General features: G+C 54.6%; 24 protein-coding genes and 3 tRNA genes. 9 read left to right on the plus strand and 18 right to left on the minus strand.

All coding sequences use genetic code 11. The features are described 5' to 3' along the window. Positions 1-318 precede the first annotated feature (318 nt). Together malQ and glgB are read right to left on the minus strand one after the other, a co-directional pair. Positions 319-1920 (minus strand): 4-alpha-glucanotransferase, encoded by a 1602-nt coding sequence (gene malQ, locus ACO4XG_RS09605; RefSeq protein WP_308507756.1) that lies wholly within the window; start codon positions 1918-1920, stop codon positions 319-321. Beyond that, complete coding sequence (gene glgB, locus ACO4XG_RS09610; RefSeq protein ID WP_308507757.1) at positions 1917-4307, minus strand: 1,4-alpha-glucan branching enzyme; 2391 nt, start codon at positions 4305-4307, stop codon at positions 1917-1919. The genes malQ and glgB overlap by 4 nt, the downstream gene beginning before the upstream one ends. Positions 4308-4498: 191 nt before the next feature. On the opposite strand from glgB, the gene lepB (ACO4XG_RS09615) reads away from it, so the two are divergent. Both lepB (ACO4XG_RS09615) and lepB (ACO4XG_RS09620) read left to right on the plus strand, forming a co-directional pair. Beyond that, positions 4499-5050: a signal peptidase I gene (gene lepB, locus ACO4XG_RS09615; protein WP_308507758.1), complete on the plus strand. Its 552-nt coding sequence runs from the start codon at positions 4499-4501 to the stop codon at positions 5048-5050. A 69-nt stretch (positions 5051-5119) separates the two neighbouring features. Beyond that, complete coding sequence (lepB, locus tag ACO4XG_RS09620; protein ID WP_308507759.1) at positions 5120-5671, plus strand: signal peptidase I; 552 nt, start codon at positions 5120-5122, stop codon at positions 5669-5671. 312 nt (positions 5672-5983) lie between these two features. On the opposite strand, the gene ACO4XG_RS09625 is transcribed toward lepB (ACO4XG_RS09620), so the two are convergent. From ACO4XG_RS09625 to ACO4XG_RS09645, 5 genes are all read right to left on the minus strand, one after another. Continuing rightward, complete coding sequence (locus ACO4XG_RS09625) at positions 5984-6664, minus strand: vWA domain-containing protein (protein ID WP_308507760.1); 681 nt, start codon at positions 6662-6664, stop codon at positions 5984-5986. Positions 6665-6773: 109 nt separating this feature from the next. Next, entirely contained in the window at positions 6774-7769 is a 996-nt protein-coding gene (locus ACO4XG_RS09630; RefSeq protein ID WP_308507761.1) for an O-acetyl-ADP-ribose deacetylase, read from the minus strand. Between the two features lie 21 nt (positions 7770-7790). Beyond that, positions 7791-9065, minus strand: coding sequence for an ATP-binding protein (locus ACO4XG_RS09635; protein WP_308507762.1), 1275 nt, complete (start codon positions 9063-9065; stop codon positions 7791-7793). Between the two features lie 250 nt (positions 9066-9315). Beyond that, complete coding sequence (gene aroC, locus ACO4XG_RS09640) at positions 9316-10413, minus strand: chorismate synthase (protein WP_308507763.1); 1098 nt, start codon at positions 10411-10413, stop codon at positions 9316-9318. After that, positions 10414-11481: a lactonase family protein gene (locus ACO4XG_RS09645; RefSeq protein ID WP_308507764.1), complete on the minus strand. Its 1068-nt coding sequence runs from the start codon at positions 11479-11481 to the stop codon at positions 10414-10416. Positions 11482-11652: 171 nt separating this feature from the next. Here ACO4XG_RS09645 and ACO4XG_RS09650 point away from each other — a divergent pair, with 171 nt between their 5' ends. The 5 genes from ACO4XG_RS09650 to ACO4XG_RS09670 are packed head-to-tail and all read left to right on the plus strand — an operon-like array spanning position 11653 to position 15990. Further along, complete coding sequence (locus ACO4XG_RS09650) at positions 11653-12186, plus strand: helix-turn-helix domain-containing protein (protein WP_308507765.1); 534 nt, start codon at positions 11653-11655, stop codon at positions 12184-12186. Positions 12187-12210: 24 nt separating this feature from the next. Further along, positions 12211-13281 (plus strand): ABC transporter ATP-binding protein, encoded by a 1071-nt coding sequence (locus ACO4XG_RS09655; protein WP_308507766.1) that lies wholly within the window; start codon positions 12211-12213, stop codon positions 13279-13281. Then, a complete protein-coding gene (locus tag ACO4XG_RS09660) occupies positions 13274-14092 on the plus strand; it encodes an ABC transporter permease (protein WP_308507767.1) in 819 nt (272 codons plus the stop codon). Before ACO4XG_RS09655 ends, ACO4XG_RS09660 begins: the two co-directional genes overlap by 8 nt. After that, positions 14092-14883 carry an ABC transporter permease gene (locus ACO4XG_RS09665; protein WP_308507768.1) on the plus strand — a complete coding sequence of 264 codons (792 nt, stop codon included), beginning with the start codon at positions 14092-14094 and terminating at the stop codon, positions 14881-14883. Before ACO4XG_RS09660 ends, ACO4XG_RS09665 begins: the two co-directional genes overlap by 1 nt. Before the next feature lie 12 nt (positions 14884-14895). Further along, positions 14896-15990 (plus strand): ABC transporter substrate-binding protein, encoded by a 1095-nt coding sequence (locus ACO4XG_RS09670; protein ID WP_308507769.1) that lies wholly within the window; start codon positions 14896-14898, stop codon positions 15988-15990. 51 nt (positions 15991-16041) lie between these two features. On the opposite strand, the gene relB is transcribed toward ACO4XG_RS09670, so the two are convergent. The 8 genes from relB to rfbC all read right to left on the minus strand — a co-directional run bounded on the left by relB (position 16042) and on the right by rfbC (position 19309). Then, positions 16042-16278: a type II toxin-antitoxin system RelB family antitoxin gene (relB, locus tag ACO4XG_RS09675; RefSeq protein WP_308507770.1), complete on the minus strand. Its 237-nt coding sequence runs from the start codon at positions 16276-16278 to the stop codon at positions 16042-16044. A 15-nt stretch (positions 16279-16293) separates the two neighbouring features. Next, complete coding sequence (locus ACO4XG_RS09680) at positions 16294-16575, minus strand: type II toxin-antitoxin system YafQ family toxin (protein WP_308507771.1); 282 nt, start codon at positions 16573-16575, stop codon at positions 16294-16296. Beyond that, complete coding sequence (locus tag ACO4XG_RS09685) at positions 16572-16844, minus strand: type II toxin-antitoxin system RelB/DinJ family antitoxin (protein WP_308507772.1); 273 nt, start codon at positions 16842-16844, stop codon at positions 16572-16574. The genes ACO4XG_RS09680 and ACO4XG_RS09685 overlap by 4 nt, the downstream gene beginning before the upstream one ends. 126 nt (positions 16845-16970) lie before the next feature. Then, positions 16971-17044, minus strand: a tRNA-His gene (locus ACO4XG_RS09690). 34 nt (positions 17045-17078) lie between these two features. After that, positions 17079-17152, minus strand: a tRNA-Arg gene (locus ACO4XG_RS09695). 3 nt (positions 17153-17155) lie between these two features. Then, positions 17156-17226: transfer RNA gene (locus ACO4XG_RS09700), tRNA-Gly, on the minus strand. 75 nt (positions 17227-17301) lie between these two features. Further along, on the minus strand, positions 17302-18672 hold the full coding sequence (locus ACO4XG_RS09705; protein ID WP_308507773.1) for an MATE family efflux transporter: 1371 nt from the start codon (positions 18670-18672) through the stop codon (positions 17302-17304). Positions 18673-18706: 34 nt separating this feature from the next. Beyond that, positions 18707-19309 carry a dTDP-4-dehydrorhamnose 3,5-epimerase gene (gene rfbC, locus ACO4XG_RS09710; RefSeq protein ID WP_308507774.1) on the minus strand — a complete coding sequence of 201 codons (603 nt, stop codon included), beginning with the start codon at positions 19307-19309 and terminating at the stop codon, positions 18707-18709. 102 nt (positions 19310-19411) lie between these two features. On the opposite strand from rfbC, the gene ACO4XG_RS09715 reads away from it, so the two are divergent. Next, positions 19412-20623, plus strand: coding sequence for an AI-2E family transporter (locus ACO4XG_RS09715; protein ID WP_308507775.1), 1212 nt, complete (start codon positions 19412-19414; stop codon positions 20621-20623). A gap of 66 nt (positions 20624-20689) precedes the next feature. Beyond that, positions 20690-20869 (plus strand): hypothetical protein, encoded by a 180-nt coding sequence (locus tag ACO4XG_RS09720; RefSeq protein ID WP_308507776.1) that lies wholly within the window; start codon positions 20690-20692, stop codon positions 20867-20869. 75 nt (positions 20870-20944) lie between these two features. On the opposite strand, the gene ACO4XG_RS09725 is transcribed toward ACO4XG_RS09720, so the two are convergent. The 3 genes from ACO4XG_RS09725 to ACO4XG_RS09735 form a co-directional block, all read right to left on the minus strand. Further along, the gene (locus ACO4XG_RS09725; RefSeq protein WP_308507777.1) at positions 20945-22372 is read right to left on the minus strand and encodes an RNA-binding domain-containing protein; all 1428 of its coding nucleotides are present in this window, start codon (positions 22370-22372) and stop codon (positions 20945-20947) included. Between the two features lie 119 nt (positions 22373-22491). Then, a complete protein-coding gene (locus tag ACO4XG_RS09730) occupies positions 22492-23310 on the minus strand; it encodes a hypothetical protein (RefSeq protein ID WP_308507778.1) in 819 nt (272 codons plus the stop codon). Continuing rightward, on the minus strand, positions 23202-24125 hold the full coding sequence (locus tag ACO4XG_RS09735; RefSeq protein WP_308507779.1) for a hypothetical protein: 924 nt from the start codon (positions 24123-24125) through the stop codon (positions 23202-23204). The genes ACO4XG_RS09730 and ACO4XG_RS09735 overlap by 109 nt, the downstream gene beginning before the upstream one ends. Between the last annotated feature and the right edge of the window lie 335 nt (positions 24126-24460).

Below are 24460 nucleotides of genomic sequence, written 5' to 3' on the forward strand. Positions count from 1 at the left end.
CGCGCCGGAGACGCAGGTGCCGACTCCCGCGGCGAACGGCCCCGGCGGCCAGCTGCACACGACGCCCGTTGAGACCAAAGGTCCCGGCGCCGGACTGGACAGTCCCGGCACCGAAGGTCAGGTCATCCCGCGCCCGGGCGTGCACTGACACCCCGGACCTTCGAACAGAAAACAAAGCAAAAAATCCCCGGTTTGCCGAAACGGCAAACCGGGGATTTTTGCTTCTCTCTTCCGGGCAGCGTCCGTTCCGTTTCAGCGCAACCCGGCTGTCTCTTCGGAGTTCGTCTCCGCACACGCGACATCGGGCTCCGTACGCTCCTATGCCTTCGTCGCCGCTTCTGCTTCGGCGAGCGCGGCCTCCACTTCCGGCGGCACGGGAACCGGCTTCGACTCTCTGCCGTAGATCTCCGCGAGCATACGGCAGTGCCAGATCAGGTGCTCCGTGAAGCTGTGCCGCGGCATGCGCCACTGCCAGTTTCCGCCCGCTGCGCTCGGCACATTGATGCGCGCTTCCTTGCCGCAACCGAGGTAGTCCCACATCGGGATAATCACCGTGTCGGCGACGCTCGACAGTACCGTGCGGATGCAGTCCCAGTAGAGGTCCTGTTCCGGCGTGTGCTCCGAGCCCTGATAGCGCAACATGAAGAGTCTGATGCCCTCGTTCTGGTTGCGAATCCACTCCATGAGCGGCGCATTGTCGTGCGTGCCCGTGTAGGCGACACAATGCCGCTCATAGCGGTGCGGCAGGTAGAGATTCTGGTTGTCGGAGTCATAGGCAAACTCCAGCACCTTCATCGGCGGGAAACCGCTCTCCTTTACCATGCGAATCACGCTCTCCGTCATAAAGCCCAAGTCCTCCGCGATAATCGGCAGCGGCTTGCCGAGTTCCTTGGCGAGCGCCTTGAAGAGCCCGACACCGGGGCCCTGCTTCCAGCTGCCCATCTTCGCGGGTTCTCCCGCCGGAATCGCAAAGTACTCGTCAAAGCCGCGGAAGTGATCCATACGGAGGCAATCGTAAATTGAGAGACTGTAGCGAAGCCGCTCTGACCACCAGGCATAACCGGTTCTCTTGTGATAGTCCCAGTCATAGAGCGGATTTCCCCAGAGCTGTCCGTCCGGCGAGAAGTAATCCGGCGGGCAACCCGCCACCGCCTCCGGCTTGCCTTCCGCGTCGAGCTGAAAGAGCTCGGGGTGCGCCCAGGCATCCGCCGAATCCGGCGCGACATAGATCGGCAAGTCGCCGATGATTGTGATGCCGTGCGCGGTCGCATAGTCCTTCAGGCGCTTCCACTGCTCGTGGAACAGCACCTGCGTCCAGGTATAGAAATCAATCTCCGCCTCATGTGTCTTCCGGAAGTCGTGCAGTACCGTGCTGTCCCGCTTCCGGAGCGGCTCTGACCAGCCGAGAAAGCTCTTTCCGCCCTCCGCATCCTTGATGGCGCGATACAGGCAGTACTCCCGGGTTTCGGGGTGCAGGGCAGCGACGGCGGCCTCATAGCTTGCCTTGTCCTTGGTTTTGCGGACGGCCTCCGTCTCCGATGACGTCGCACCGTTAAGACTTTCCCGGAAGCGCTTGTGTGCGCGCCGAAGCAGCCTTTCACGCGACTCATAGATATGACCGTAGTCAATCCGGCCCGGATCGCCCGGGTTCCGCTCGATAGAAAGTTCCTCCTCGGTGAGCAGCCCGAGCGCCTTCAATTCCTCGAGGTCGATGAAATACGGATTGCCCGCAAAACTCGAGAACGACTGGTACGGCGAGTCGCCGTAGCCGGTCGGTCCGAGCGGCAAAATCTGCCAGTAACTCTGCCCCGCTTCCTTCAGGCAGTCAATCCAGTGGTAGGCCTCGATTGAAAAAGAGCCGATTCCGAAATCCCCCGGAAGACTGAATACCGGAAGCAAAATACCTGCAGCACGTTTCATTTCTTTTTCTCCATTCCCATTGCGCGGTCAATCCGTTTCTTCGCTGCGCCCGCGACACCCGCAGCTTTTCCGGCAACTCCCGCAGCCTTTCTGCCCGCTGCATCCTTTGCCTTGCCCGCAACGCCTGCGGCCTTACCCGCGACATCTGCGGCCTTTTCGAGAAGACTCTCTGTCTTCTGCTTTGTCGGCGTTTCCTCCGCCTGTTCGGCGCGCGGCGCTCTCTGTTTTATTTCCCGCTTCTTGCAGGCAAAGAAGAGTGCGCTGTAGGCGGGCAGGCGAATGCCGATGCCGATCTCCTTGTCGTCGACCTCCATTGCACGGGCGGGCAGCGCGCGCGGATTCAAGAGGCCGCTGCCGCCGAAACGCTCGTCGTCGGTCGAAAAAATCTCCTTATAGCTTCCCGCATAGGGGACACCCAGGTTAAAGCGCGGATAGCTCGTGCCGGAGAAGTTCACGGCGACCAGAATATCCTCCTCTGCGGCGCGCCGCAGGAAGACGACCACATTTTCCTCGTAGGAGTGGCAGTTTAAGAAGGTAAAACCCTCCGTGTCACTGTCGCCCTCGTAGAGAGCCGGGTGCTCAAGATAGAAGGCATTCAGCGCCACCGCACAATCCTTGAGCTGCCGGTGCGAGGGGAAGTCAAGCAGCGAGAAGTTCAAGTGTCCGTCCGCCTGCAGCGGTTCGAGCATGCCGAATTCCTGACCCGCAAAGAGCAGCTTCTTACCGGGATGCGCCGTCACAAAGCCGAAGAACGCCCGCAACAGCGCAATCCGCTCCTCAAAGGGCAGATAACCGAGGCGGCCGAGTAAGGTCGGCTGCTGTTCCGAGAGGAAGGTGTGCGAGAGCGGCAGAATGTACTGCTCCGAGTACTGGTAGAGCTGGGCATACGAGAGTTCGCCGTAGCGCTCGCTCTTGCCTGCCTCGTCCGCACCGAGATAGGCAAGCATGCCCTCCGTAAAGCCCTGGTTACAGCGGAAATCAAAACCGAGACCGTCGTCCTTGACCGCCGCCGTGGTGCACGGCCACTCGGCGCTGCCGTCGGCAATCAGAAGAAAGCCCGGCAGTTTCTTGTGTACCGTAAGGCTCAGGCGGCGCAGGAAGGACGCGCCGTCCAGATTTTCGCCGCCGCCGTAGCAGTTCCGGTTCTCGTTTGCCTGAAACCAGAGGGCCGACGCCATGTCAATCACGCGGACGCCGTCGAGGTGGAATTCGTTTGCGAGGAAACTCACATTTGAGAACAGGAAAGACTGCACCTCTGCCCTGCCGAAGCGGAACACCGCCGTGTCGCCGCTGCCGTTTTCCTCATAGAGCGGGGTTCCGTCAAAGTAGGCGAGACCCTCCTCGGTCCGCGGGAAGCGGACCGCGCTCCAGTCCATCAGAACACCGATGTCCTCGCGGTGCAGCGCATTGACGAGCGCACGGAAGCCGTCGGCAGTCCCCTGCTTCGCACTGAGCGCAAAGTATGCGCCGGTCAGATAACCGAGCGAAGCCGCATCGCGCGTCTCGAGTAACGGCATCAGGAGCACATGCGTGTAATGCATCTCCTTTAAGTACACCGGCAAGGTCTCCGCGAGTTTCCGATAGTCGGCATCCGCCTCGAAGCTCGCGAGATTCAGTTCATAGAGGTTGATGGGCTGCTCCCCGGCAAACTTTCCGTAGCGCTGTGCCCGCTCTGCGAGGTAGGCCTGATCTTCCCAGACAAAGTCCGGCTCCGCTGCGGCAATCATCGAAGCGCCGCCGCCCGCAGGTTCAACCGCGCGCGCATAGGGATCCGCCCGGAACAAAATCTCCCGCGCATAGGTCTTGATTTCATACTTATAGAGCGCACCGGCTTCCGCGCCCGGCACAAAGAGCGCAAAAATACCGCTGTCTCCCATACGCCGCAGCTCATGGACTCTGCCGTCCCAGTTGTTGAAATCACCGACCACCGAGACCCGCATCGCATTCGGCGCAAAGACCGCAAAGCGAATGCCCGAAACACCGCCCATCTTCTTCTCGTGCGCGCCAAGAAAGCTATGCGCCGCCACACTCTCACCCGCCTTGAACCTGCGGATCTCCGCTTCCGGCAATTCCGGCAAAAAGCGATACGGATCCTCTGCGACCGTCTCGCTGCCGTCTGCCTCCGGGAGAATGAACTGATAGCGCAGACTTTCCTTCTCCCCCGGAATCAGACAGGCAAAAAAGCCGCTCTCATCGACTAGTTCCATCGGGATTCTTGTCTTGCCGCGCTGCAACAGGACCCTGTCCCGCCCCGGAAAAAAGGCCTGCACGAGTATGCCTTTGTCTGTCTTATGCGGTCCCAAGATGGCGTGCGGATCTGCGGACTCCGAGTAAACAATCTCTTCGACTGCCGCCCAGTCCATCACCTCGTATAGTTCTCGTTCCATGCAGCTTCCTCCTGCTTGTCTGTGATGTTCTTAGTTTATCACAGCAGCTGCCGTATTTTCCACTGTACAGCGCAAAATACGCGCATTTTCGGCGCAACATTCATGCACTTTTACAGGCTGCTCTCGCTTGCCTAATGCGGGTAAGGTCGACTATACTATTACTTTGTAGAAAAATAAAAGGAGCGGGAATCATGACCAAACCGGACAAGACAAAAAAGGAGAGCGGCGCCCTCCGCGAGCTGCTCAGCTGGATTCAAATTATTGTAATCGCCGCTGTTGTCGCCTTTGTGCTCAACAACTTTTTAATTGCAAACTCCCGCGTTCCCACGGGTTCCATGGAAAATACGATTATGACCGGGGATCGCGTGATCGGCTCCCGCCTCTCCTATCGCTTCGGTGAGCCGAAGCGGGGCGATGTGATCATCTTCCACTGGCCGGACGATGAAAAAATGCTCTTCGTGAAGCGCATCATCGGCATGCCGGGCGACAAGGTCACAATTCGAGACGGTCATGTCTATCTGAACGATTCCGAGACGCCGCTCGAGGAGCCCTACATCAAGGAGCCCATGGTCGTCGAGCCGGAAAAAACCTTCCAGGTACCGGAAGGCGCCTACTTCTGCATGGGCGACAACCGCAACGAGTCGATGGACGCACGCTACTGGAAAAACAGTTACGTCTACAAAAATAAAATACTCGCGAAAGTTCTGTTCCGCTACTGGCCGGGAATCAAGGGCATTCACTGACGCGCAACACGAAAACCGTGACAACACCGCCCGGTGCCGTCACGGTTTTTCTTTTGGAAAGGAGTTACTATGACAGATTCCGAATCGAAGCGGGAAACCAAAAAAAACCGCCCCGCATGGCTCGACTGGGTGCAGATTTTTGCCGTTGCGGCAGTTCTCGCCTTTGTGCTGAACACCTTTCTCATTGCCAATGCGCGCGTACCGACCGGCTCCATGATTACGACCATCATGCCGGGCGACCGCGTGATCGGTTCCCGTCTCTCCTATCGCTTCGAGGATCCGGCGCGCGGCGATATCATCATCTTCCACGCCCCCGATGAACCGGAGACCCTCTATGTGAAGCGCATCATCGGCATGCCGGGCGACAAGGTCACAATTCGAGACGGTCATGTCTATCTGAACGATTCCGAGACACCGCTCGAGGAATCCTACATCAAAGAGCCCATGAAGCCCGCGGCGTTGCAGGAGTTTCAAGTGCCCGAAGGCGCGTACTTCTGCATGGGCGACAACCGGAACGGCTCGGTGGACGCGCGCTACTGGAAAAATCACTATGTCTACCGGGACAAGATTGTCGCAAAAGTCCTGTTCCGCTACTGGCCCGGTATCAAGGTGCTCAAGTAAAAAGGGCGAAGAAGCAAAGAAAGAGACACAGTCCCCGGGGACTGTGTCTCTTTTTGATACGCTTCGTGTTTCGATGCTCTATCGTTTGCACCTTCCCCCTTGCACTTTGGAGTTACAATACTTTTCTCTGCCTACATTGTCCATGAAACAGTATGTTCGGAGAAACATGTCATGATGCATATCTGCTGCCTTGCTTGCAATCTGTCTTGTATTGTAATGCCAACGGCGACGCGCGGAGGGCACTTTCCGAATCGTCCGTTTCTAAGCATCATTGCTTTCGCTGCCACGCGTCCACCATGCCCCTTTGTAAAATTATGTCAACCTTACGTTGCGAAATCCGACTGTGTCTCTTCCGCGCTTTTGATAGTCCTCCCGGATGCGTGCTCCCCAGTCCCGGTCAAGCGCCGATTTCTCTCTGAGCGTAAGGATGGCCTGCCCCACCGCTTCGTAGTTCAGCGCAATGCCCGCGCTGTCGCAGTGATAGCGAACCGCCCGGTCCGCGTCTATGCCGAAGCGGCTTGCCGCCGCTACCGCATCTATGTTTGCGCCGAGAAACAGAAACTCCCAGCCGTATCTTTCCTTCTGCCGCTCTATAAGCCGCCTTAGTTCCGCATAGCTGTAACGGCGGCTTGCATTTTCCTGCCCGTCCGTGGTAATCACAAAGAGGGTGTGATCCGGCCGCTCGTCCTCGCTTGCCCTCCGGTGCAGCTCCCCGATATGCCGAATTGCGCCGCCGACAGCATCCAGTAAGGCAGTGCTGCCGCCGACACGATAGTCCCGGACACCAAGGGGCGCCACCCGCTTGATATCTTCGCGATCGTGTAGCACCTCCGTCTCATTGCTGAATAAGAGGGTCGAGAGGAGTGCCTCCCCCTCTGCCTTTTTCTGCCGCTCCAGCATGGCATTGAAGCCCCCTATGGTATCTGCTTCCAGCCCTTTCATAGAGCCGCTGCGATCCAGAATAAATACGATTTCGGTTAAATTAACTTTCATTGCGCTTCCCTCCCACCGTTTTGATCTGTCTTGTCTCACTGACAAAGAGAGCATAGCGCTTTTGATAACGGGAAGGGTCGCCTCGCAGGCGACATTTCGTTCGGCGTTCTTACGCCCCAATCGGATTCTCATCAAAGGCAAAGAGAGCCTCGTTGATTTCAAAGACATTGTACTTGCCTCGCGTGACAAAGTACTCCACGATTAAGTCAAACTTGCTCGCGGGCGAGAGGGCAAAGCCCGCCTTTTCCAGGAGTTCTTCGAATTCCGGGAGGGGAAGCTCCAGCGCAAGCGCAAAGGCAACGACCGTAGCTTTCGATGGCTGATAGTGCTTGTCCGAGCGTATCTTCGAGAAGAGCTTCCGGTCTATGTTCGCCTTCTTATAGCACTGTGCATCCGTCATACCGGCCTCGTCGATTTTCCGGAGCAGCATCTCCGAAAAACTCTCTCCGATTCGCCGTAAAGTTTCTTCCAGCGAGACCTCGGCGACAGCCTTTGTCTCACAGCGCGGCGTTTCCGCGCACTTTGCCTCATACAGCCGCTCCCGATGGAAGCGTTGTACAGCGCTGTCCGTATGGGCATCCACATAGCGCTCGTCGATATAGACTTGAATCTCCGAGAAACGCTCCGCACCGATCTCATAGGACTCCCGGTCAAAGATGACCAGATAGACTGTCATCTCCGCGGTCTCGAGGAAAGCGCTAATCTGCTCGACCGCGACACGAAGTGCCTCTGCCTTCGGGTAGCCGTAAATTCCGGCGGAAATCAGCGGGAAGGCCACCGTTTCACACTGATATTCTGCCGCTAATTTTAAGGATTCCCGGTAGCAGGAACGCAATTTTTCCTCTTCCCCCTGCGTTCCGCCCTGCCAGCGCGGCCCGACCGCGTGAATCACATACTTACAGGGAAGCCGGTAGCCTTTGGTAATCTTTGCCTGGCCCGTCTCGCAGCCGTGCAACTTTTTGCAAGCCTTGAGGAGCTCCGGGCCCGCCGCGCGGTGGATGCAGCCGTCCACCCCGCCCCCGCCGAGAAGGGAACCGTTCGCGGCATTCACAATGGCATCCACCCGCATCTTCGTGATATCGTTTCTGACCAAGTGTAAGGGCATAAGCCACCTCCGAAGTACGCTTTAGTTTTTCAGGCAAGTAATCGGAACAATATAAATTCCATCCTCGCGTCTATACGCGAATTCGCCTATTCCGACAACAATCATTAAAAAGGACGGTGCCGGCATTTTACCGGTATCAATTTTATCTGCCAGAGCCTTCAGACTTTTGACGCCGTCTTCAATTAACTTATCTCCTCCCAGCTTTATTTCCGCCAACCCGTAGCTACCGTTCCTCAGGTGGATGACCGTATCACACTCCAAATTATCCTTGTCTCTGTAGTGCGATACCGCCCCGCCGAGCGCCTCCGCATAGACGCGCAAATCTCTCACGCAGAGGATTTCAAATAACAGCCCCATGGTATTCAAATCATTCAGCAAGTCGTTCGGTCCCACGCCCAGAGCCGCAGTGGCAATTGAGGGATCGATATAGTACCTCGTATCCGCGGTTCGGATGGCTGTCTTGGAACGCAAATTGGGATTCCAAGCAGGCATATCTTCCACAACAAAAATCCGTTTCAATGCCGTAATGTAAGATGCCACAGTGTCTTCGCTCAGAGACGCCGTGTCATTCACTCGCATATCATCTCGAAGCACGGTGTTCGCGATTTGTGCGCCCTGATTCCGCGCCAACGATCTCATAAGACGCCTGACTCTCTCCGGATCTCTGTTGATTCCATCCGCGCGATTAATATCGGACTTTACAACCGCATCATAATAATCTATCGCCTGCGAGAGTGCGGCCTCCTCGCGCATTCCGATTGCCTGCGGCCACCCACCCCTGCAGATGAAAAAAGCAAGTTGCAGAATGTCCGTAGCATTGCTCCCCACAATATGCTCCGGCTTACGAAACAAATCCGCTAAGCTAACCTCCCCCGAGGATTCTAAGGACTCATACAAGCTCATAGGACGCATGGTAAGCCAAGTGAAGCGTCCTGTTCCCGAATGTGTAATTTCCTCCGATTCGATCGGAACCGCCGATCCGGTAAAAATGAACTGCCCCACTTCTCCCCGGCTATCCACCTCATAACGTGCTGCGTCCCACAGCTTTGGTGCAATTTGCCATTCATCAATCAAGCGCGGTATATCTCCTTGCAACAGACGTTCCGGTGCAATCTGTGACATTTGAATATTGGACTCTCGTTTTGAGGGCTCATCCAGCCGCAAGATACTCCCGGCAAACTGCATGGCTGTTGTAGTCTTACCGCACCATTTCGGCCCTTCTATCACAACCGCGCCCTTTGCTTCTAATTTTGCCTGCAAAATTCGATCCACAATTCTTGCTTTATATTCTCTCATTTTCACCACCCCCTTACCCTCAGCATACCCGCTTTTCCGCACACGCGCAATTCTTTTCGGCGTTTTGGCAGAATTTCATTCGGCGACTTGGCGGGATTTTGTTCTGCGTTTTGGCGGTATTTTGTTCGGCGACTTGGCGGAATTTTGTTCGGCGTTTTGGCGAAAAGAGTGGGGTGCCGTCTCGGCACCCCACTCTTACACAAGTTTTATTCCAAGGCTTCCGCCTTCCGTGTTTCCGACCGCATTTCCCTTAGATGAGCCCGACCGCTCTCTTGAGTTTCAGAACCGTGCTCACGCTGTTTCGAAGGAGCAAATCCGCGAGCACCAGATTGACCATGGACTCGACCACAACCGCAGCCCGCGGCATGATGGTCGGATCGTGCCGCCCCTGAATCTCGATTGTGACCGGCTCGCCGTTTTTGTTTACGGTCTCCTGCGGGGAACCGATGGAGGGTGTCGCCTTCACGGCCGCCCGGAGCAGAATATCGCTGCCGTCCGAAATGCCGCCGAGCATACCGCCCGCGTGGTTACTCTTTTTTTCGATGCCGTTCTTGCCCGGGCGGAAGGCGTCGTTATCTTCGCTGCCGCGCCTGATACTCACACCGAAGCCGTCGCCGAACTCAACTCCCTTCACCGCGCCGATACTCATGACTGCTTTCGCGAGCTCTGCATCCAGCTTATCAAAGACCGGCTCGCCGATCCCCGGGAACATTCCCGTGACGCGGCAACTCACCGTGCCGCCGAGCGAATCTCTGTCTTGCATCACTTCTTTTAAATATGCCGCAGCGCGCGCCGCGGCTTCCGCATCCGGCATGCCGAGCGGGTTTTCCGCACAGACCGCTTCGTCGAAGGTCGCTGCCTCGATTGCACCGACCGCACTCACATAGGCAAAGGCGCGGATGCCGAATTCCGCGAGGAGCTTCGCCGCGATGGCCCCGCCGATCACCCGGCCTATGGTCTCCCGCCCCGAGCTTCTGCCGCCGCCTCTTGGGTCTCGAAAGCCGAATTTTCGATCAAAGCCGAAGTCCGCGTGTCCCGGGCGGTAGCAATCCCAAATGGCCTGATAGTCCGCCGAGTGCTGGTCTTTATTGCGCACCAGAACCGCAATCGGTGTGCCGAGGGTCTTCCCCTCAAAGACACCGGAGAGAATTTCGCAGGCATCCGCCTCCTTTCTGGGGGTCGTAAACGCGGACTGCCCCGGCTTTCTGCGATTTAAATAGGCCTGAATCTCCTCCGCCGAGAGCGGAAGTCCCGCCGGGCAACCGTCAATCACCGCGCCGAGCGCCGTGCCGTGCGACTCCCCGAAGGTGCTCACGCGAAACAGGGTTCCGAATATGCTGCCCGCCATTTACGCATTCTCTCCGACCGGCACAATGACGCAGCAGTTCGGCTGGCTCACCGGAATTTCATTTGTATTCATGACAATCAGTTTCTTCTCGTAGTCGACCTTGAAGAACGAGAGGGTCCCGCTCTCGTGATTCACGCTCACAATGTGCTGCCCGTCCGGGAACACCGCAATATCCTTCGGGTACTCGCCGCTGATCGGGAGATTGAATTCCGCCGTGAGAAGACCTGTCTCCGCATCCCGCGAGAAGAGCGTCACGCTGTTATCGCCCGCATTGCCCACGAAAATATAGTGGTCGTGCGCGGTAAAGGTCATGCAGGTCGCGGCGTTCAGAGAGCCCGGTGCATTGTCGCCTGTCGTGCAAACGGTCTGAAGCTTCGTGAACTCCGGCATCCCTCTGTCCTCGGAGACCGTGTAGCGGTACACATCGATCGCATTCGTCATATCAAAGAGCAGATAGAGGAAGCGATTGTCCTTCGAGAAGGTAAAGAAATAAGGCGAGGAGCCGCGCGCCGTCCGAATCGCATCCACAAGCCGGATCTCCCCCGGTCTTCCCGTAAAGCGGTAGATGCTCACCTGGTCGATGCCGGGATCGGCCGACATCACAAAGCGCATGTCGCGGGTCGGCTTCGAACAGGTGATGTGCGCTCTCGAACCTCGCTCCGCAATCGAGCCGAGTCCCTTGTGGTAGACCTCGTCCACGATGGAGCCGACCGCGCCGTCCGGATCCAGGCGAAGTATCGTGAGTTTTCCGTCATGGTAGCCCGAGGTATAGAGATACTTGCCCTCCTGGTCTACGCAGATATGGTGCGGCCGCATGCCGTTCACCTTTTTGCTCGAGACGCGCACCAGACCGCCGTCCGGCAGAATGCGAAATGCGACCACGCCGTAGTCCTCCACGGCGTAGAGCATGCGCCGGTCACTCGATACGACGATATCGGAGGCATTGTCCACTTCCACTTCCGCGCGCTCCCGAAAGCTGCCGTGCTCCACATCCACATCGAAGATTGTGATGCCCTTTGCCTTTCCCGTATAGGAGTAGGATCCCACATACGCCACATAGTTTTTCATTGTCTCTCCTCACCGCGCAATGCGCGCAACATCAAGGGGTTTTCCGTCTGTTTTCTTCCCGCTCATTCTAGCACAAGCCCTCCGAAAATTCTATTGACACCCCTTTGAAAACCTGTATAATCGTACCGGTGAGTTTATTTTTACTAAACCAAAAGTTTAAGGAGGCTGTTCTTGGAGATCGGTGAGAAAATCAGGCGACTGCGCATCCTGAACAATCTGACGCAGGAAGAACTCGCGGACCGCGCCGAGCTCTCCAAGGGGTTCATCTCCCAACTGGAGCGCGATCTGACTTCTCCGTCCATCGTGACGCTGATGGACATCCTGCAGTGCCTCGGCACCACACCCGCGGATTTTTTCAGCGAAAAGGAACCGGAGCAGCTTGTATTCCGGAAGACGGACTACTTCGAGAAGCAGGACAGCGAGCTTCGGAACCACATCTGCTGGCTCATTCCGAACGCCCAGAAAAATATGATGGAGCCCATACTCCTGACCCTGGAGCCGGGCGGCCGCATGGCGGAGGACGCCCCGCACGCCGGCGAGGAATTCGGCTATGTGCTGAGCGGCAGCCTGGAACTGCACCTCGGCAATGAGACTCGCCGCGTCAAAAAGGGCGAGAGTTTTTACTATCGCTCTGAAAAGAATCACTATGTCAGTTCCAGGACCGGTTGCACGCTGCTCTATGTCAGCGCACCGCCGTCCTTTTGAATCGAGAGAGGAGATCACAAGTTTATGTCAACACTGGTGGATCTGCAGCACATTTCCAAGTCCTTCGACGGAGAAATGGTGCTCGACGATTTGAATTTAACCGTCCCGGAAAACTCGTTCGTGACTCTGCTCGGCCCCTCGGGCTGCGGCAAGACCACGACGCTCCGCATCCTCGGCGGCTTCACGATGCCGGACAGCGGCAAGGTCATGTTTGACGGGCAGGATATCTCTTCTCTCCCACCGAACCGCCGTCAACTGAACACGGTGTTCCAGAAATACGCGCTGTTCCCGCATATGAGCATCGCGGAAAATATTGCCTTCGGCCTCAAAATCAAAGGGAAGAGCAAGGCCTACATCGACGACAAAATCCGCTATGCCTTAAAGCTCGTGAATCTCTCCGGCTTCGAGAAGCGCGATGTGAACTCCCTCTCGGGCGGCCAGCAGCAGCGTATCGCGATTGCGCGCGCCATTGTGAACGAACCTCGCCTCCTGCTCCTCGACGAGCCGCTCGGCGCCCTCGACTTAAAGCTCCGCCAGGACATGCAGTACGAGTTGATTCGCCTGAAAAAGGAACTTGGCATCACCTTTGTCTATGTGACCCACGACCAGGAAGAGGCCCTCACGATGTCCGACACCATTGTCGTCATGAATCAGGGCTATATCCAGCAGATGGGCACGCCGGAGCAGATTTACAACGAGCCGGAAAATGCCTTCGTCGCGGACTTCATCGGCGACTCCAACATCATCGGCGCGACCATGGTGCATGACGAGCTCGTGAATATCTTCGGCGCAAACTTCCGCTGCGTGGACAAGGGCTTCGGCCAGAACAAACCGGTCGATGTCGTGATTCGCCCGGAGGATGTGGAGCTCGTGAAGCCGGAGGACGGCATTTTGACCGGCCATGTGACCCACTCGATTTTCAAGGGCGTGCACTACGAGATGGAAGTGACCACCGAAAACGGCTACGAGTGGCTCGTGCAGTCCACCCGCATGTTCGAGCTCGGGCAGGCGGTCGGCATCACGGTCGACCCCTTCAACATCCAGATTATGAATAAGCCCGCCTCCGAGGACGAGGAGGCAATTGTCAATGAATAAGAAGGCAAGACTCCTGGCTCTCCCCTATCTGGTCTGGATGATAGGCTTTATCGTGATTCCGCTCGCGCTGGTCTTTGTCTTCGGTCTGACCGACCGTAGCGGCGCCTTCACCCTGGACAATGTGCTTTCGATTGTGGAGCACAACCACCTGAAGGCCCTGAAGCTCTCGCTGCTGCTCTCGTTCGTAAGCACGCTGATCTGCTTTCTGCTCGCCTTCCCGCTCGCGCTCATTCTGCGCGGCAAGAAGATAGGCCGGGCGAATTTCGTGGTCTTCATCTTCATCCTGCCGATGTGGATGAACTTTCTGCTCCGCACACTCGCGTGGCAGACGCTGCTCGAGAAAAACGGCGTGATCAACGGCATTCTCGGTGCGCTGCATTTGCCGCCGATTGCGATTATCAACACGCCGACCGCGATTGTGCTCGGCATGGTCTATAACTTCCTGCCCTTCATGGTGCTTCCGCTCTACAATACGATGTGCAAGATTGAGGACAGCGTGGTCGAGGCTGCACGGGATTTAGGAGCCTCTTCACTCCAGACTCTCTGGCGCATCTGGCTGCCCCTCTCGGTGCCCGGCATCGTGAGCGGCGTCACGATGGTCTTTGTCCCGGCGCTCACAACCTTTGTGATTTCCAACATTCTCGGCGGCAGCAAGATCCTGCTGATCGGCAATGTGATCGAGACCGAATTCACCAAGGCGAGCAACTGGAACCTCGGCAGCGGTCTCTCGATTGTGATGCTGGTCTTCATCCTGCTCAGCATGACAGTGCTCGCGCGCTACGATAAAAACGGAGAGGGGACGGCATTCTGATGAACAAACGCATACGACGCTTTATCGGGGACTTTTATCTGGTGCTCATGCTCCTCTTTCTCTACCTCCCCATTTTTACGATGATTGTGCTCTCGTTTAACGAGAGTAAATCGCGAACGCGCTGGGGCGGCTTTACGCTCCGCTGGTACGGCGAACTCTTCTCGAACGCCACCATCATGCGAGCCTTTTATAACACCCTGCTGATTGCCTTCCTCTCCGCTCTCATCGCGACCGTGCTCGGCACGGCGGCGGCCATCGGCCTCCACGCGATGAAGCGCACCGGCCGCAACCTGATGATAGGCTTAAACAACATTCCGATGCTGGACGCCGACATTGTGACCGGCATCTCGCTGATGCTCGCCTTCATCGCGTTCCGCTTCACGCTCGGCTTCCACACGGTGCTGATCAGTCATATCACCTTCAACGTGCCCTATGTGCTGCTCTCCGTGCTGCCGAAATTACAGCAGACCAATCGCTCCGCCTATGAGGCGGCCATGGATCTCGGCGCAACACCGCGCCAGGCCTTTTTCTATACCGTGTTTCCGGACATTGTGCCCGGCGTGCTCTCCGGTTTCCTGCTCGCCTTCACAATGTCGCTCGATGATTTCATCATCACCCACTTCACCAAGGGCGCGGGTATCGATACCCTGTCGACGCTGATCTACTCACAGGTGCGGCGCGGCATTGTGCCCAGCATGTATGCACTCTCGGCCATCATCTTTGCGGCAGTTCTTCTTCTGCTTCTCGTCGCAAACTTCATGCCGTCTGCAAAAAATTCAAAGCAAGCATAAGGGGGATTCACTATGACAAAAAGAAGCATTTTGACGCGCGCGCTCTCGGCGGCGGTTCTCGCGGCGCTCGGCCTCGCGCTCAGCGGCTGCGGTCAGAAGTCCGCGAAGGATGACAACACGCTCTATGTCTACAACTGGGGCGAGTACATCGGCGAAAATGTCGTGAAGGAGTTTGAGAAAGAGACCGGCATCAAGGTCGTCTACGACACCTTCGAGACCAATGAGGAGATGCTCCCGATCATTGAGGCGGGCGCAGTCCAGTACGATGTGGTCTGCCCCTCCGACTACATCATCCAGAAGATGATTGAGAAGGATCTGATTCAGCCGATTGACTTCGATAAGATCCCGAACTACAAGAACATTGACCCGAAGTATCTCGAAAAGTCCAAGGGCTTTGACCCCGAGAACAAGTACTCGGTTCCCTACTGCTGGGGCACGGTCGGCATCCTCTACAACACCTCGATGGTGCCGGAGTCCGAGGCGCCGACCAGCTGGGCCGATCTCTGGAACCCGAAGTACCAGAACAACATTCTCATGCAGGACTCCGTCCGCGATGCCTTCATGGTCGGCGAGAAGCTCCTCGGCTACGACATCAACACGACCGACAAGACCCAGCTCGAGGCCGTCAAGGACAAGCTGATTGCCCAGAAACCGCTCGTGCAGGCCTATGTCATTGACCAGGTGCGCGACAAGATGATCGGCGGCGAGGCAGCGCTCGCAGTCATCTACTCCGGCGAAATGCTCTATGTCCAGAAGGAAGTCAAGGCTTCCGGCGCAAACTTTGACCTCAAGTATGTGATTCCGAAGGAAGGCTCGAATGTCTGGATTGACAGCTGGGTCATCCCGAAGAACGCGCGCCACAAGGAGAACGCAGAGAAGTGGATTGACTTCCTCTGCCGCGCGGACATCGCAAAGGAGAACTTCGAGTACATCACCTACCCGACCCCGAACAAGGCCGCGTTTGAGCTGCTCTCCCCGGAACTCCAGAACAACAAGGCGCTCTTCCCGGACGATGCGGACCTCGCAAAGTGCGAAGTGTTCCAGTACCTCGGCGAAGAGGGCGATGCGCTCTACGACGAACTCTGGAAGGAAGTCAAGGCGCAGTAAGCAAAGAGAACTACGGAACCAAAAAAGAGCCGAGAGGCTCTTTTTTGGTTCCTATGATTCGCAGCGGTCATCGAACACTTCTTCCCACAGTTCGGAAATCGGCCTACTCTTACGCCCGCTCATTTCGTACTCTGCATACACTGCAGCAGCCACAGCAACATCATACGCATCTTCAATTCGCTCAAAAAGCGCCTGCTTAAATGCCTCTTCAAGCGACATACTACGCATTTTCGCGTAAGACTCAGCAATCCTTTTCTCTTCCGCCAAAAGCCTGATTGAAAAGCACATTTTCCTACTCCTTCGTCACTTCTTGAAAAGTTCCGAGTGCGTTCCCAAGCGATATAGCATAAGAATCAGCAACCTTTCTTTCATTTCATACATCAATAACCAGTCCGGCTCTATGTGACATTCTCTTACCCCTTTATAATTACCTGCCAGCTCATGATCTCGGTACTTTTCACCTAAAGTATTACCCTCTGCCAGATTATTGATAACTTCAAACAATTTATCCAAATTTCTGTTCTGTTTCTTCGCCTGTTTTAAATCACGTTTAAACTGACCGGTAAACTTGATTTCGTACTTCATACTCCCAGCGCTGCCTTAAGCTCATCCATATCTGTGTAACCTTTTACACTGTCATCAGAGGCAATCCGTCTACCTTCGGCAATGGCAGCCGCTGTCAACTCATTCGGCGTTTCCAACTTTAAGGCAAAGGGAATCCCGTTCTCTCGTATCGTTGTTCTGAGAAACATATTGACAGCCGTACTCATATTAATTCCAAGTTCCGCAAAAATCTGCTCTGCCTGTTCCTTAACATCTTTATCGGTTCTAATATTAAGATTTGTACTTGCCATGTAATGCACCTCCGTTCTGTTAATGACATTATATTCACAACACTAAAAAAATGCAAAGCATTGTCATTGTTTTGCTCGTTTATATTTTATGTAAAAAAGAGCACCCTCTCGGGTGCTCTTTCATCGGGTGGGTACAGGGGCTCGAACCCTGGATCTCCAGATCCACAATCTGGCGCGCTAACCAACTGCGCCATACCCACCATATTCGCGTTGCGAGATTCCGGGGAATCCCAACGAGCCTGAAGGGATTCGAACCCCCGACCCACGGCTTAGAAGGCCGTTGCTCTATCCTGCTGAGCTACAGACTCAAGAGCAGGTGATGGGAATCGAACCCACGTATCCAGCTTGGAAGGCTGGTGTTCTACCATTGAACTACACCTGCGGGCTGCGTTTTTCTTAACGCGTGCCCTAATTTTATATCACACTTCTCCCTACTGTGCAAGCACTTTTCAAGAATTCACTGTCTTTCCTGCTCGGCCGTCTTTTGCCGCATCTCATCCAGGATGCTCTTGGTAATCAGGAAGGCAATGATCGCCGAAAAGATATCGCTGAGCGGCTGTGCGGCCTGAATGCCCCGTACGCCGAGCAAACGCGGCAGAATCAGGAGAATCGGAATCAGGCATATGCCCTGGCGGAGTAAGGCCACGACAGTCGCCCGGAAGTTGTAGCCCGTGGTCTGCGAGAACATATTCGCCATGGTAATCTGCGCCGCGAGCGGTATGCTTAGGGACTGGAGCTGTAAGGCCAGCGTTCCGACCGCAAGGACCTCAGGATCCTTTCGAAAGAGCATCATCACACGCTCCGCGTTGAAGAACACCAGAGCTCCCATGAAGAGCAGGGCGCTGAAGCAAACGCGAAGGCTGAAGTTATAGGCCTGCTCCACGCGCTTATAATTACCTGCGCCGTAGTTAAAGCCGCAGACAGGCTGAAAGCCCTGCCCGAAGCCGATGATGGCGGAATTCATGAACATGGCAACCCGCGACACAATGGCAATCGCCGCGATTGCCGCATCGCCGTAGGGCTGCGCCGCAAAGTTGACCACAATGACCGAGATGCTCGCAATGCCCTGCCGCGCAAGGCTCGGGAGTCCAAAGCGCAGCATGTTCCGGTAGCGCTCGAGACTCGGCGAGAAGCGCCTAAGCCGTATACTGAGACAGGCCGGCATACAGTTGCACTGCCAAACCAGGATGAAGAACGAAATAATCTGGCTGATGACAGTCGCAATCGCCGCACCGGCGATTCCCAGCCGAAACACATAGATAAAGAGCGGGTCCAAAAAGATATTGAGGACGCCGCCGGTCGCGATTCCGAGCATGGAATAAAACGAATTGCCTTGGAAGCGGAGCATATTGTTCATGCCGAGCGAGCACATGAAAAAAGGCACGCCGAGCAGTACATAGCGCGTGTAGGCCGCGGCGTAGGGCGCTATGGTCGGCGTGGAGCCGAGCCGATAGACCAGCTGCCCCGCAAACGTGATGCCGAGAACCGCAAGCAGGGTACCGACCAGGAGCTCCGTAAAGAAGCCGGTCGCCACATAGCGCTCCGCCTCCTCTACTTCCTTCTGCCCGAGCAAACGCGCAATTTCATTTCCACAGCCCATGCCTATCATGAAGGCCACCGCCTGGATGCCCGTCATCAGCGAAAAGACCACGCCGACCGCCGCGGAGGGCGAGGTGCCGAGTTGCGACACAAAGTAGGTGTCCGCCATGTTGTAGACCGCGGTGACCAGCATGGAGACGATGGTGGGAACGGCGAGACGCGGAATCAGTGTGTGCACCGGCTCCTCCATCATCTGCCGGTAGCGCGCCTCCTGTGATACCTGTTTCATGCGTGTGCCTCCCAAAGTCAAACCGCTCTCTTCCTCAGAAGTGATGCGTGTTTTTAAGAGTCTCCCAAGTCTGATCCTTATCACTCAGCGTGAGATGTGTGCCGTCCGAAAGCGTGTAGCCCGAGGCATCCGCGGAACCCGGGTAGGCACCGATGAGCTCCGGCCAGCGGATGCCGATCTCCGGGTCATTCCACGCGAGACCGCCCTCATCGCCCGGGTGATAAAAATCCGTCACCTTATAGCAGAACTCCGCATAGTCGGAGAGCACCAGAAAGCCGTGCGCAAAGCCCTCGGAGATATAGAACTGCTTCTTATTCTCCTCGGTAAGTTCCACGCCGTACCACTGCCCGAAGGTCTCGGATGTCTGTCTTAAATCCACCGCGACATCAAAGACACGGCCGCGAATGGCGCGCACCAGCTTGCCCTGCGGAAATTCCTTCTGAAAGTGAAGACCGCGCAGCACACCCTTCTTGGAGGCCGACTGATTGTCCTGCACGAAATTCAGGTTGAGTCCCGCCTCTTCCATATCGCGACGGTTATACGTCTCCATAAAGTAGCCGCGCGCATCGCCGTGCACCGCGGGCTCAATCACATACAGTCCCTCAATCGGGCAAGTTGTCACTTTGATCTGTCCCATAAGTACCCCCTTTGTATTCTATGATTATTATACGACCATTGTCAGAAAAAAATCCAGCCCTTATAATAGGGCAAAAGCACGCGGACTTTCTGAGGGATTCCTATGGACTGGAAAAAACTATTCAACTTTCGCTATATTCTGATTTCGCTCTACGTTTTAATTACCGCGCTCCTGCTCTACTGCGGCAGCCGCGCCATTGACCATCTTCCGGAAATCTGGGGCGCTGTCACCGGCTTTTTCTACTGGTTCCGGGTTGTTCTACACCCTTTACTCACCGGCTTTGCGCTCTGCTATCTCCTGAGCCCCGCAGTGAACTTTTTCGAGCAGCGCCTCGAAGGGTTCCGGGACCTCCTGCCGCGCGCACTGCGCCGTCCCGCGAAACAGGGCAAAGCACACCCCTTCCGGGGACTCGCCGTCCTCCTTACTTTTGTGCTGGTGTTGCTTGCCCTCACCCTGCTGCTCTCCCTCCTCATCTCGGCACTCAGCAGCAGTGTGCAGCTCGCCAATTTGAGCGACCTCTGGCGCATGACCAAAGAGCTTAGTCTCGCGATTTCAAACTTCTATCAGGACGTGCTGCAGAAGCTCTCCACGCTCCCTGTCGCGGGAAACGACTTTACGGCCTATTTGCAAGGCGCCGTCTCGAACCTGATGCGCCTTGCGGAACGCTTCCTCGGCTCCATGCTGTCGAGCGTCAACAACATGGGCAGTTTCTTCTCGAACCTCCTCTTCTCGCTCATCTTCTGTGTCTACTTTCTCCTGGACGGCGAGAACATACTCCGCTACTGGAAGCGAGCCTCCAAGGTTCTCTTCGGGCAGCGCATCAACCGGGCGCTCTCCGTCTTCTTCTCGGACGCGGACCGCGCCTTCGCGGGCTATGTCCGCGGCCAGGTGATCGATGCGCTCATCATGGCTGTCCTGGTCAGTGTGTCGCTCAGCATCATCGGCGTGCGCTACGGGCTCATCATCGGCATCCTGACAGGCCTCGGCAATCTGATTCCCTATGTGGGGCCCTTTGTCGCTTACGGCAGCACCGCCCTGGTCTGTGTCCTCTACGGCGATTACACGCGCCTTGTCACAGCGCTCATAGCCCTCTTTGTGATCCAGACCCTGGACGGCAATGTGATTAACCCGCGGCTCTTAAGCTCCAGCATTGACATACACCCGCTGCTGGTCATCGCCTCCCTCCTGGTCGGCGGTGCCGTGGGCGGCGTTCTCGGCATGCTGCTCGCCGTGCCGGTGGGCACGCTCGTTAAAATTCAGTTTGAGCGGCTGCTCGAGCTGCGGGAAGCAAAGAAAACGGAGCAAAGCTCATAAGCACACTGTCCTTCTCCGAAATATACATCGAAATGTGTGCCTCTTCACGTAAGAAAGGAGAATCTCATGAATTCCCGCCCGCACAATCAGTATCTTATTGCAATCAGCGAAGCAAAGGATTGCAGAATTGAGAAACTGCGTCGCAATGCAGAGTACCTTGCCAAACTTGAGCGCTCCATGCAGCAGTTCAAAGAGGGAAAAGTAGTCGTCAAAACCATGGATGAGCTACTGAACATGGAGCAATGAGTAAGGAGTCGAAAATCCCGCATATAACAAACGAAAGTGCCGCCCCGGCAGTTATCCTGTCCGGGGCGGCGCTTTTTATTTTTTTACAATCCACCTTCCCTTACGCGGTGTTCCCTCACGAGCAAGCATTCCCGCATTTTGCAGCTTTCTCATATAGTACTTTACTGTATTTAGATTCATTTCGAGCTTTTCTGCAATCTTTTTTTGTGAAATTTCAGGTTCTTGCTCTAACAATTTCAATAATCGCGGCTCCATCATTGGAAACAAAGAGAGCTGACCTATCGATTGGGTGGTCGATTGGGTGGTCGATTGGGTGGTCGATTGGGTGGTCGATTGGGGGATTGCGACTGTAATCCGAAAGATGTCACCTTCCTCGAACTTAGGATCTTCTCCCGAGTAGTTTTTACTATATTTAAATAAATTTCTCACACCTGACCCTAACTGATCCGCATACCCAATATTTCTAAAAAAGGAAGCAATAATTGGGTTTTTGGGATTAGGCTCCATTGCCTCTGGTGTTAGTACCGCTTCTTGTACTGCCCTATTTGCATTTTCAACACGCATATATTCTCTGCCTATAATAAATTTTGCTTGATATGAGCTCGTATATTCTCGATGTATCAATGTATTTGCTATCATCTCGCGTGTGATAATACTTCTTAGGCTTTTTCTTTGATCATCTTCTAAATAGAATTTATCAGGAAGGTGTTTCTTTCCAAATTCCATGAGCTGTTCATAGCTCTCAATTAGATTGGTCTTAATAATTTCCCTATCATCATATCGATCAACATTATCTCTACGAAGAAGCGCATCTGTTAAATACGCCGGTACTACATCTGCAATTACATCATCCTTACCCAAAAGCATAACAGCGGCCAGGTTATATCCTACATCTCCCGTTTCTAGATTCTTCCCATACAAACCGGCACTTCTCATTAACTCTTCATCAGACATGTTTCTCCAAGGATGGTTATTCCCGCTATTATTATCTGCCATAATTCTCAGGCGTGGCAATAGATCCAAGCGGAAGTCATCAATCCTAATATAGGGATATATCTTTTTCTCAGTAAAGACATTTTGCTTTCGAATGTACATTTGTGCTATCTGTGACGTGGCTGTCACTTTAATATCTGCATCGTTAACCCTGTCATAAAGCACCTTTTTGTAGCTATGCACTTCGGAACTCGGAGGAACATGGATGTGAATAATATGTTTTCCCTGGTATTCGATGATTTCCGGTGCCAAGTATACCGTTGGAGAAAAAAGATCCGAATTTCCAATACATTTGATAAAATTACGAACATTATCCTCTGCCACACTCTTCGGCATCCCATTTACTGTTCCATCATCTAATACTCCAAGCAAGATATCCCCGCCAAAGCGATTTAAGAATGAACAAACTGTTTCATAGACATCATTTGTGATTCCATTTCCACATCGTTTAAACTCAACCGCTACAGTTTCTCCTATATCCAGCATAAACTTTAAGCTGTCCGCATCCATCCGTAATTCCTCCCTTCTCTAACGAACTGTATAAACCAATCATTTCAAGAAAATAATACACATTTGTAGATCTTCTCCTCTAACACTGAAGCATACCAGCTCATTATTTTTTTTGTCGCTTATTCCCCCTGCCAGCTCTCCACTAGCTTGCAGACCAAATCCCAGAATAATTTTAAATAGACCAGCATGGCCCCATAGGAGACGCTGTAGAGAAACGACTTCCACCAGAGCGCCTTGCCGCTCGCCTCGACCGCCTGCAAGACGCGGGTAAAGACAGGTGTTTTCCCGAAGAACCAGAGAGTCGCCGTGATATCGCCCTCCGGGCGCAGCAGAACCTGCGTGACCACGAAGAGAGAAAGAATCGATTTCAGCACGCACTCATAGCGGTTCCGGCTCTGCCGCATAAGGAGCACAAAGGCCGGGAGCGAGACCAGATAAAAGGAGGGCGTGGATAAGGTAAGCGTTGAGAAGGTAAACATAATGACCGCCAACATGAGCACCGTCCTCAAAATCTGGATGGGCATGGCTGCCTTGGTATCCCAGTGAAGCACGCTCCAGAGGAAGGCAATCACCAGTCCCACAATTGCCGCATAGGTTCTGATCTCCGTGCTGACCAAGGGGAAGGCAAGCCTCCAGAGACGTTTGGTCTGCGGCAGATCCCGGTAAGCAAAGCGAAGCGGCGTCGGTAAGATGCGCGGCAACAACAGAAAGACAAAGAGCAAAAGCCCGAAAGCGAGACCAAAGAGGAGCCAATCCTTTCTCGCTTTCCTATCTCGCACAAATAGCGTCAGCATGAGGAAGGCCATGCTCGGCAGCAGCATGAGGTAAGTCACCTTGCAGGCCACACCGAAGCCGAGAAAGAGCGCGGCGCTCCACTTGTTCTTTTGCACATCCGAGAGCAACAAGAGCCCAAGCAAAGTGCAGTAAACCGGCAGCATGTCAAACTGAATAAAGATGATGGCAATCCAGAAGCAAAGCGGATTAAAGACAGAGAAATAGTAGACTTCCCGCGCGCGCTCTTTTTGAGAAAACCCCGCTCCAGGAGGAAACTCATCAGCGAGAGCACCGTTCCGTTCATCAGAAGCATGTTGAGCATTTTGTAGAGGAACGACTGTAACCAGTGATACGCGCCCGGCTGAAACCAGGGAAGCGTCGGGTACAGAAGGTAGGACGGCAGACCGTAGCCCGCAAGCATCATGCCCTCGTACTGCCATAAGTAGAGTTCTACATTCTTATAGGGGTTGATGCAGGCAAAGAGCTGAAAAATATCGATGCCCTTTTGCCAGAGAATGATGCTGTCGGATATGACGATTAAGTCACAGCCGTAGAAAATAAGGAGGCTGACCGCACTTACCAAAAAAGAAAACAAAATGGGTTTCCGTCCGATCGCCTTGACGGCATACTCTGTGTAAACAAACACCTTGAAACTGCTCTTAGCCCGCACATTTTCACGGAAGGCTAAGACAAAGAGGCCGAAAAGCAGGAAGAACAAGGCCGCGGCGACGGGCAAACGCTTCGTCCCGTTTCCGCCGAGCGAAATACAATACGTCCCGACATAATACTTCGAGCTGCTATAGCGGCTGACCGGCTGCATTCGCTTCTCTTCTCCGCCGACCACACAGGAAACCGGTGCGCCGCCTCGAATCCGCACCTCCATCCGTTTTGCTGCGCCGTCGCTCTGAATTTCACCTGTGTACCAATTCTCTCCGGCAAGCAGTAATTCAGCCGGTGCCTCGTCATAGACAAAAGCCATGACTTTCCCTTCATTCAGGCGGTCGGTGTCCAGAAAAAGTTGCCGTGAAGGAACATAAAGCGATGCGAAAAAATTGGCAAGGTATAAACTCAGCATTACCAAGATTGCAATGATGAAATAAGTAAGTCCTTTCACCCTTTCTCTCATAGCTTTCCTTTCTCCACAGCAATCATCCTTGGTATATTGGGTTGAATCCTATCATGTAATGAAGCAAGATACAAAATCTGCTGTATCGGTCACTTGCAGTTATGGCTCTACACTTCCCCATTCTGTTTCTAAAGTACGGAATACATTTATCGGCAGCTCTAAAGAAGTATACTCTCAAATCAGTCTCT

Source organism: Stomatobaculum sp., assembly GCF_057248925.1.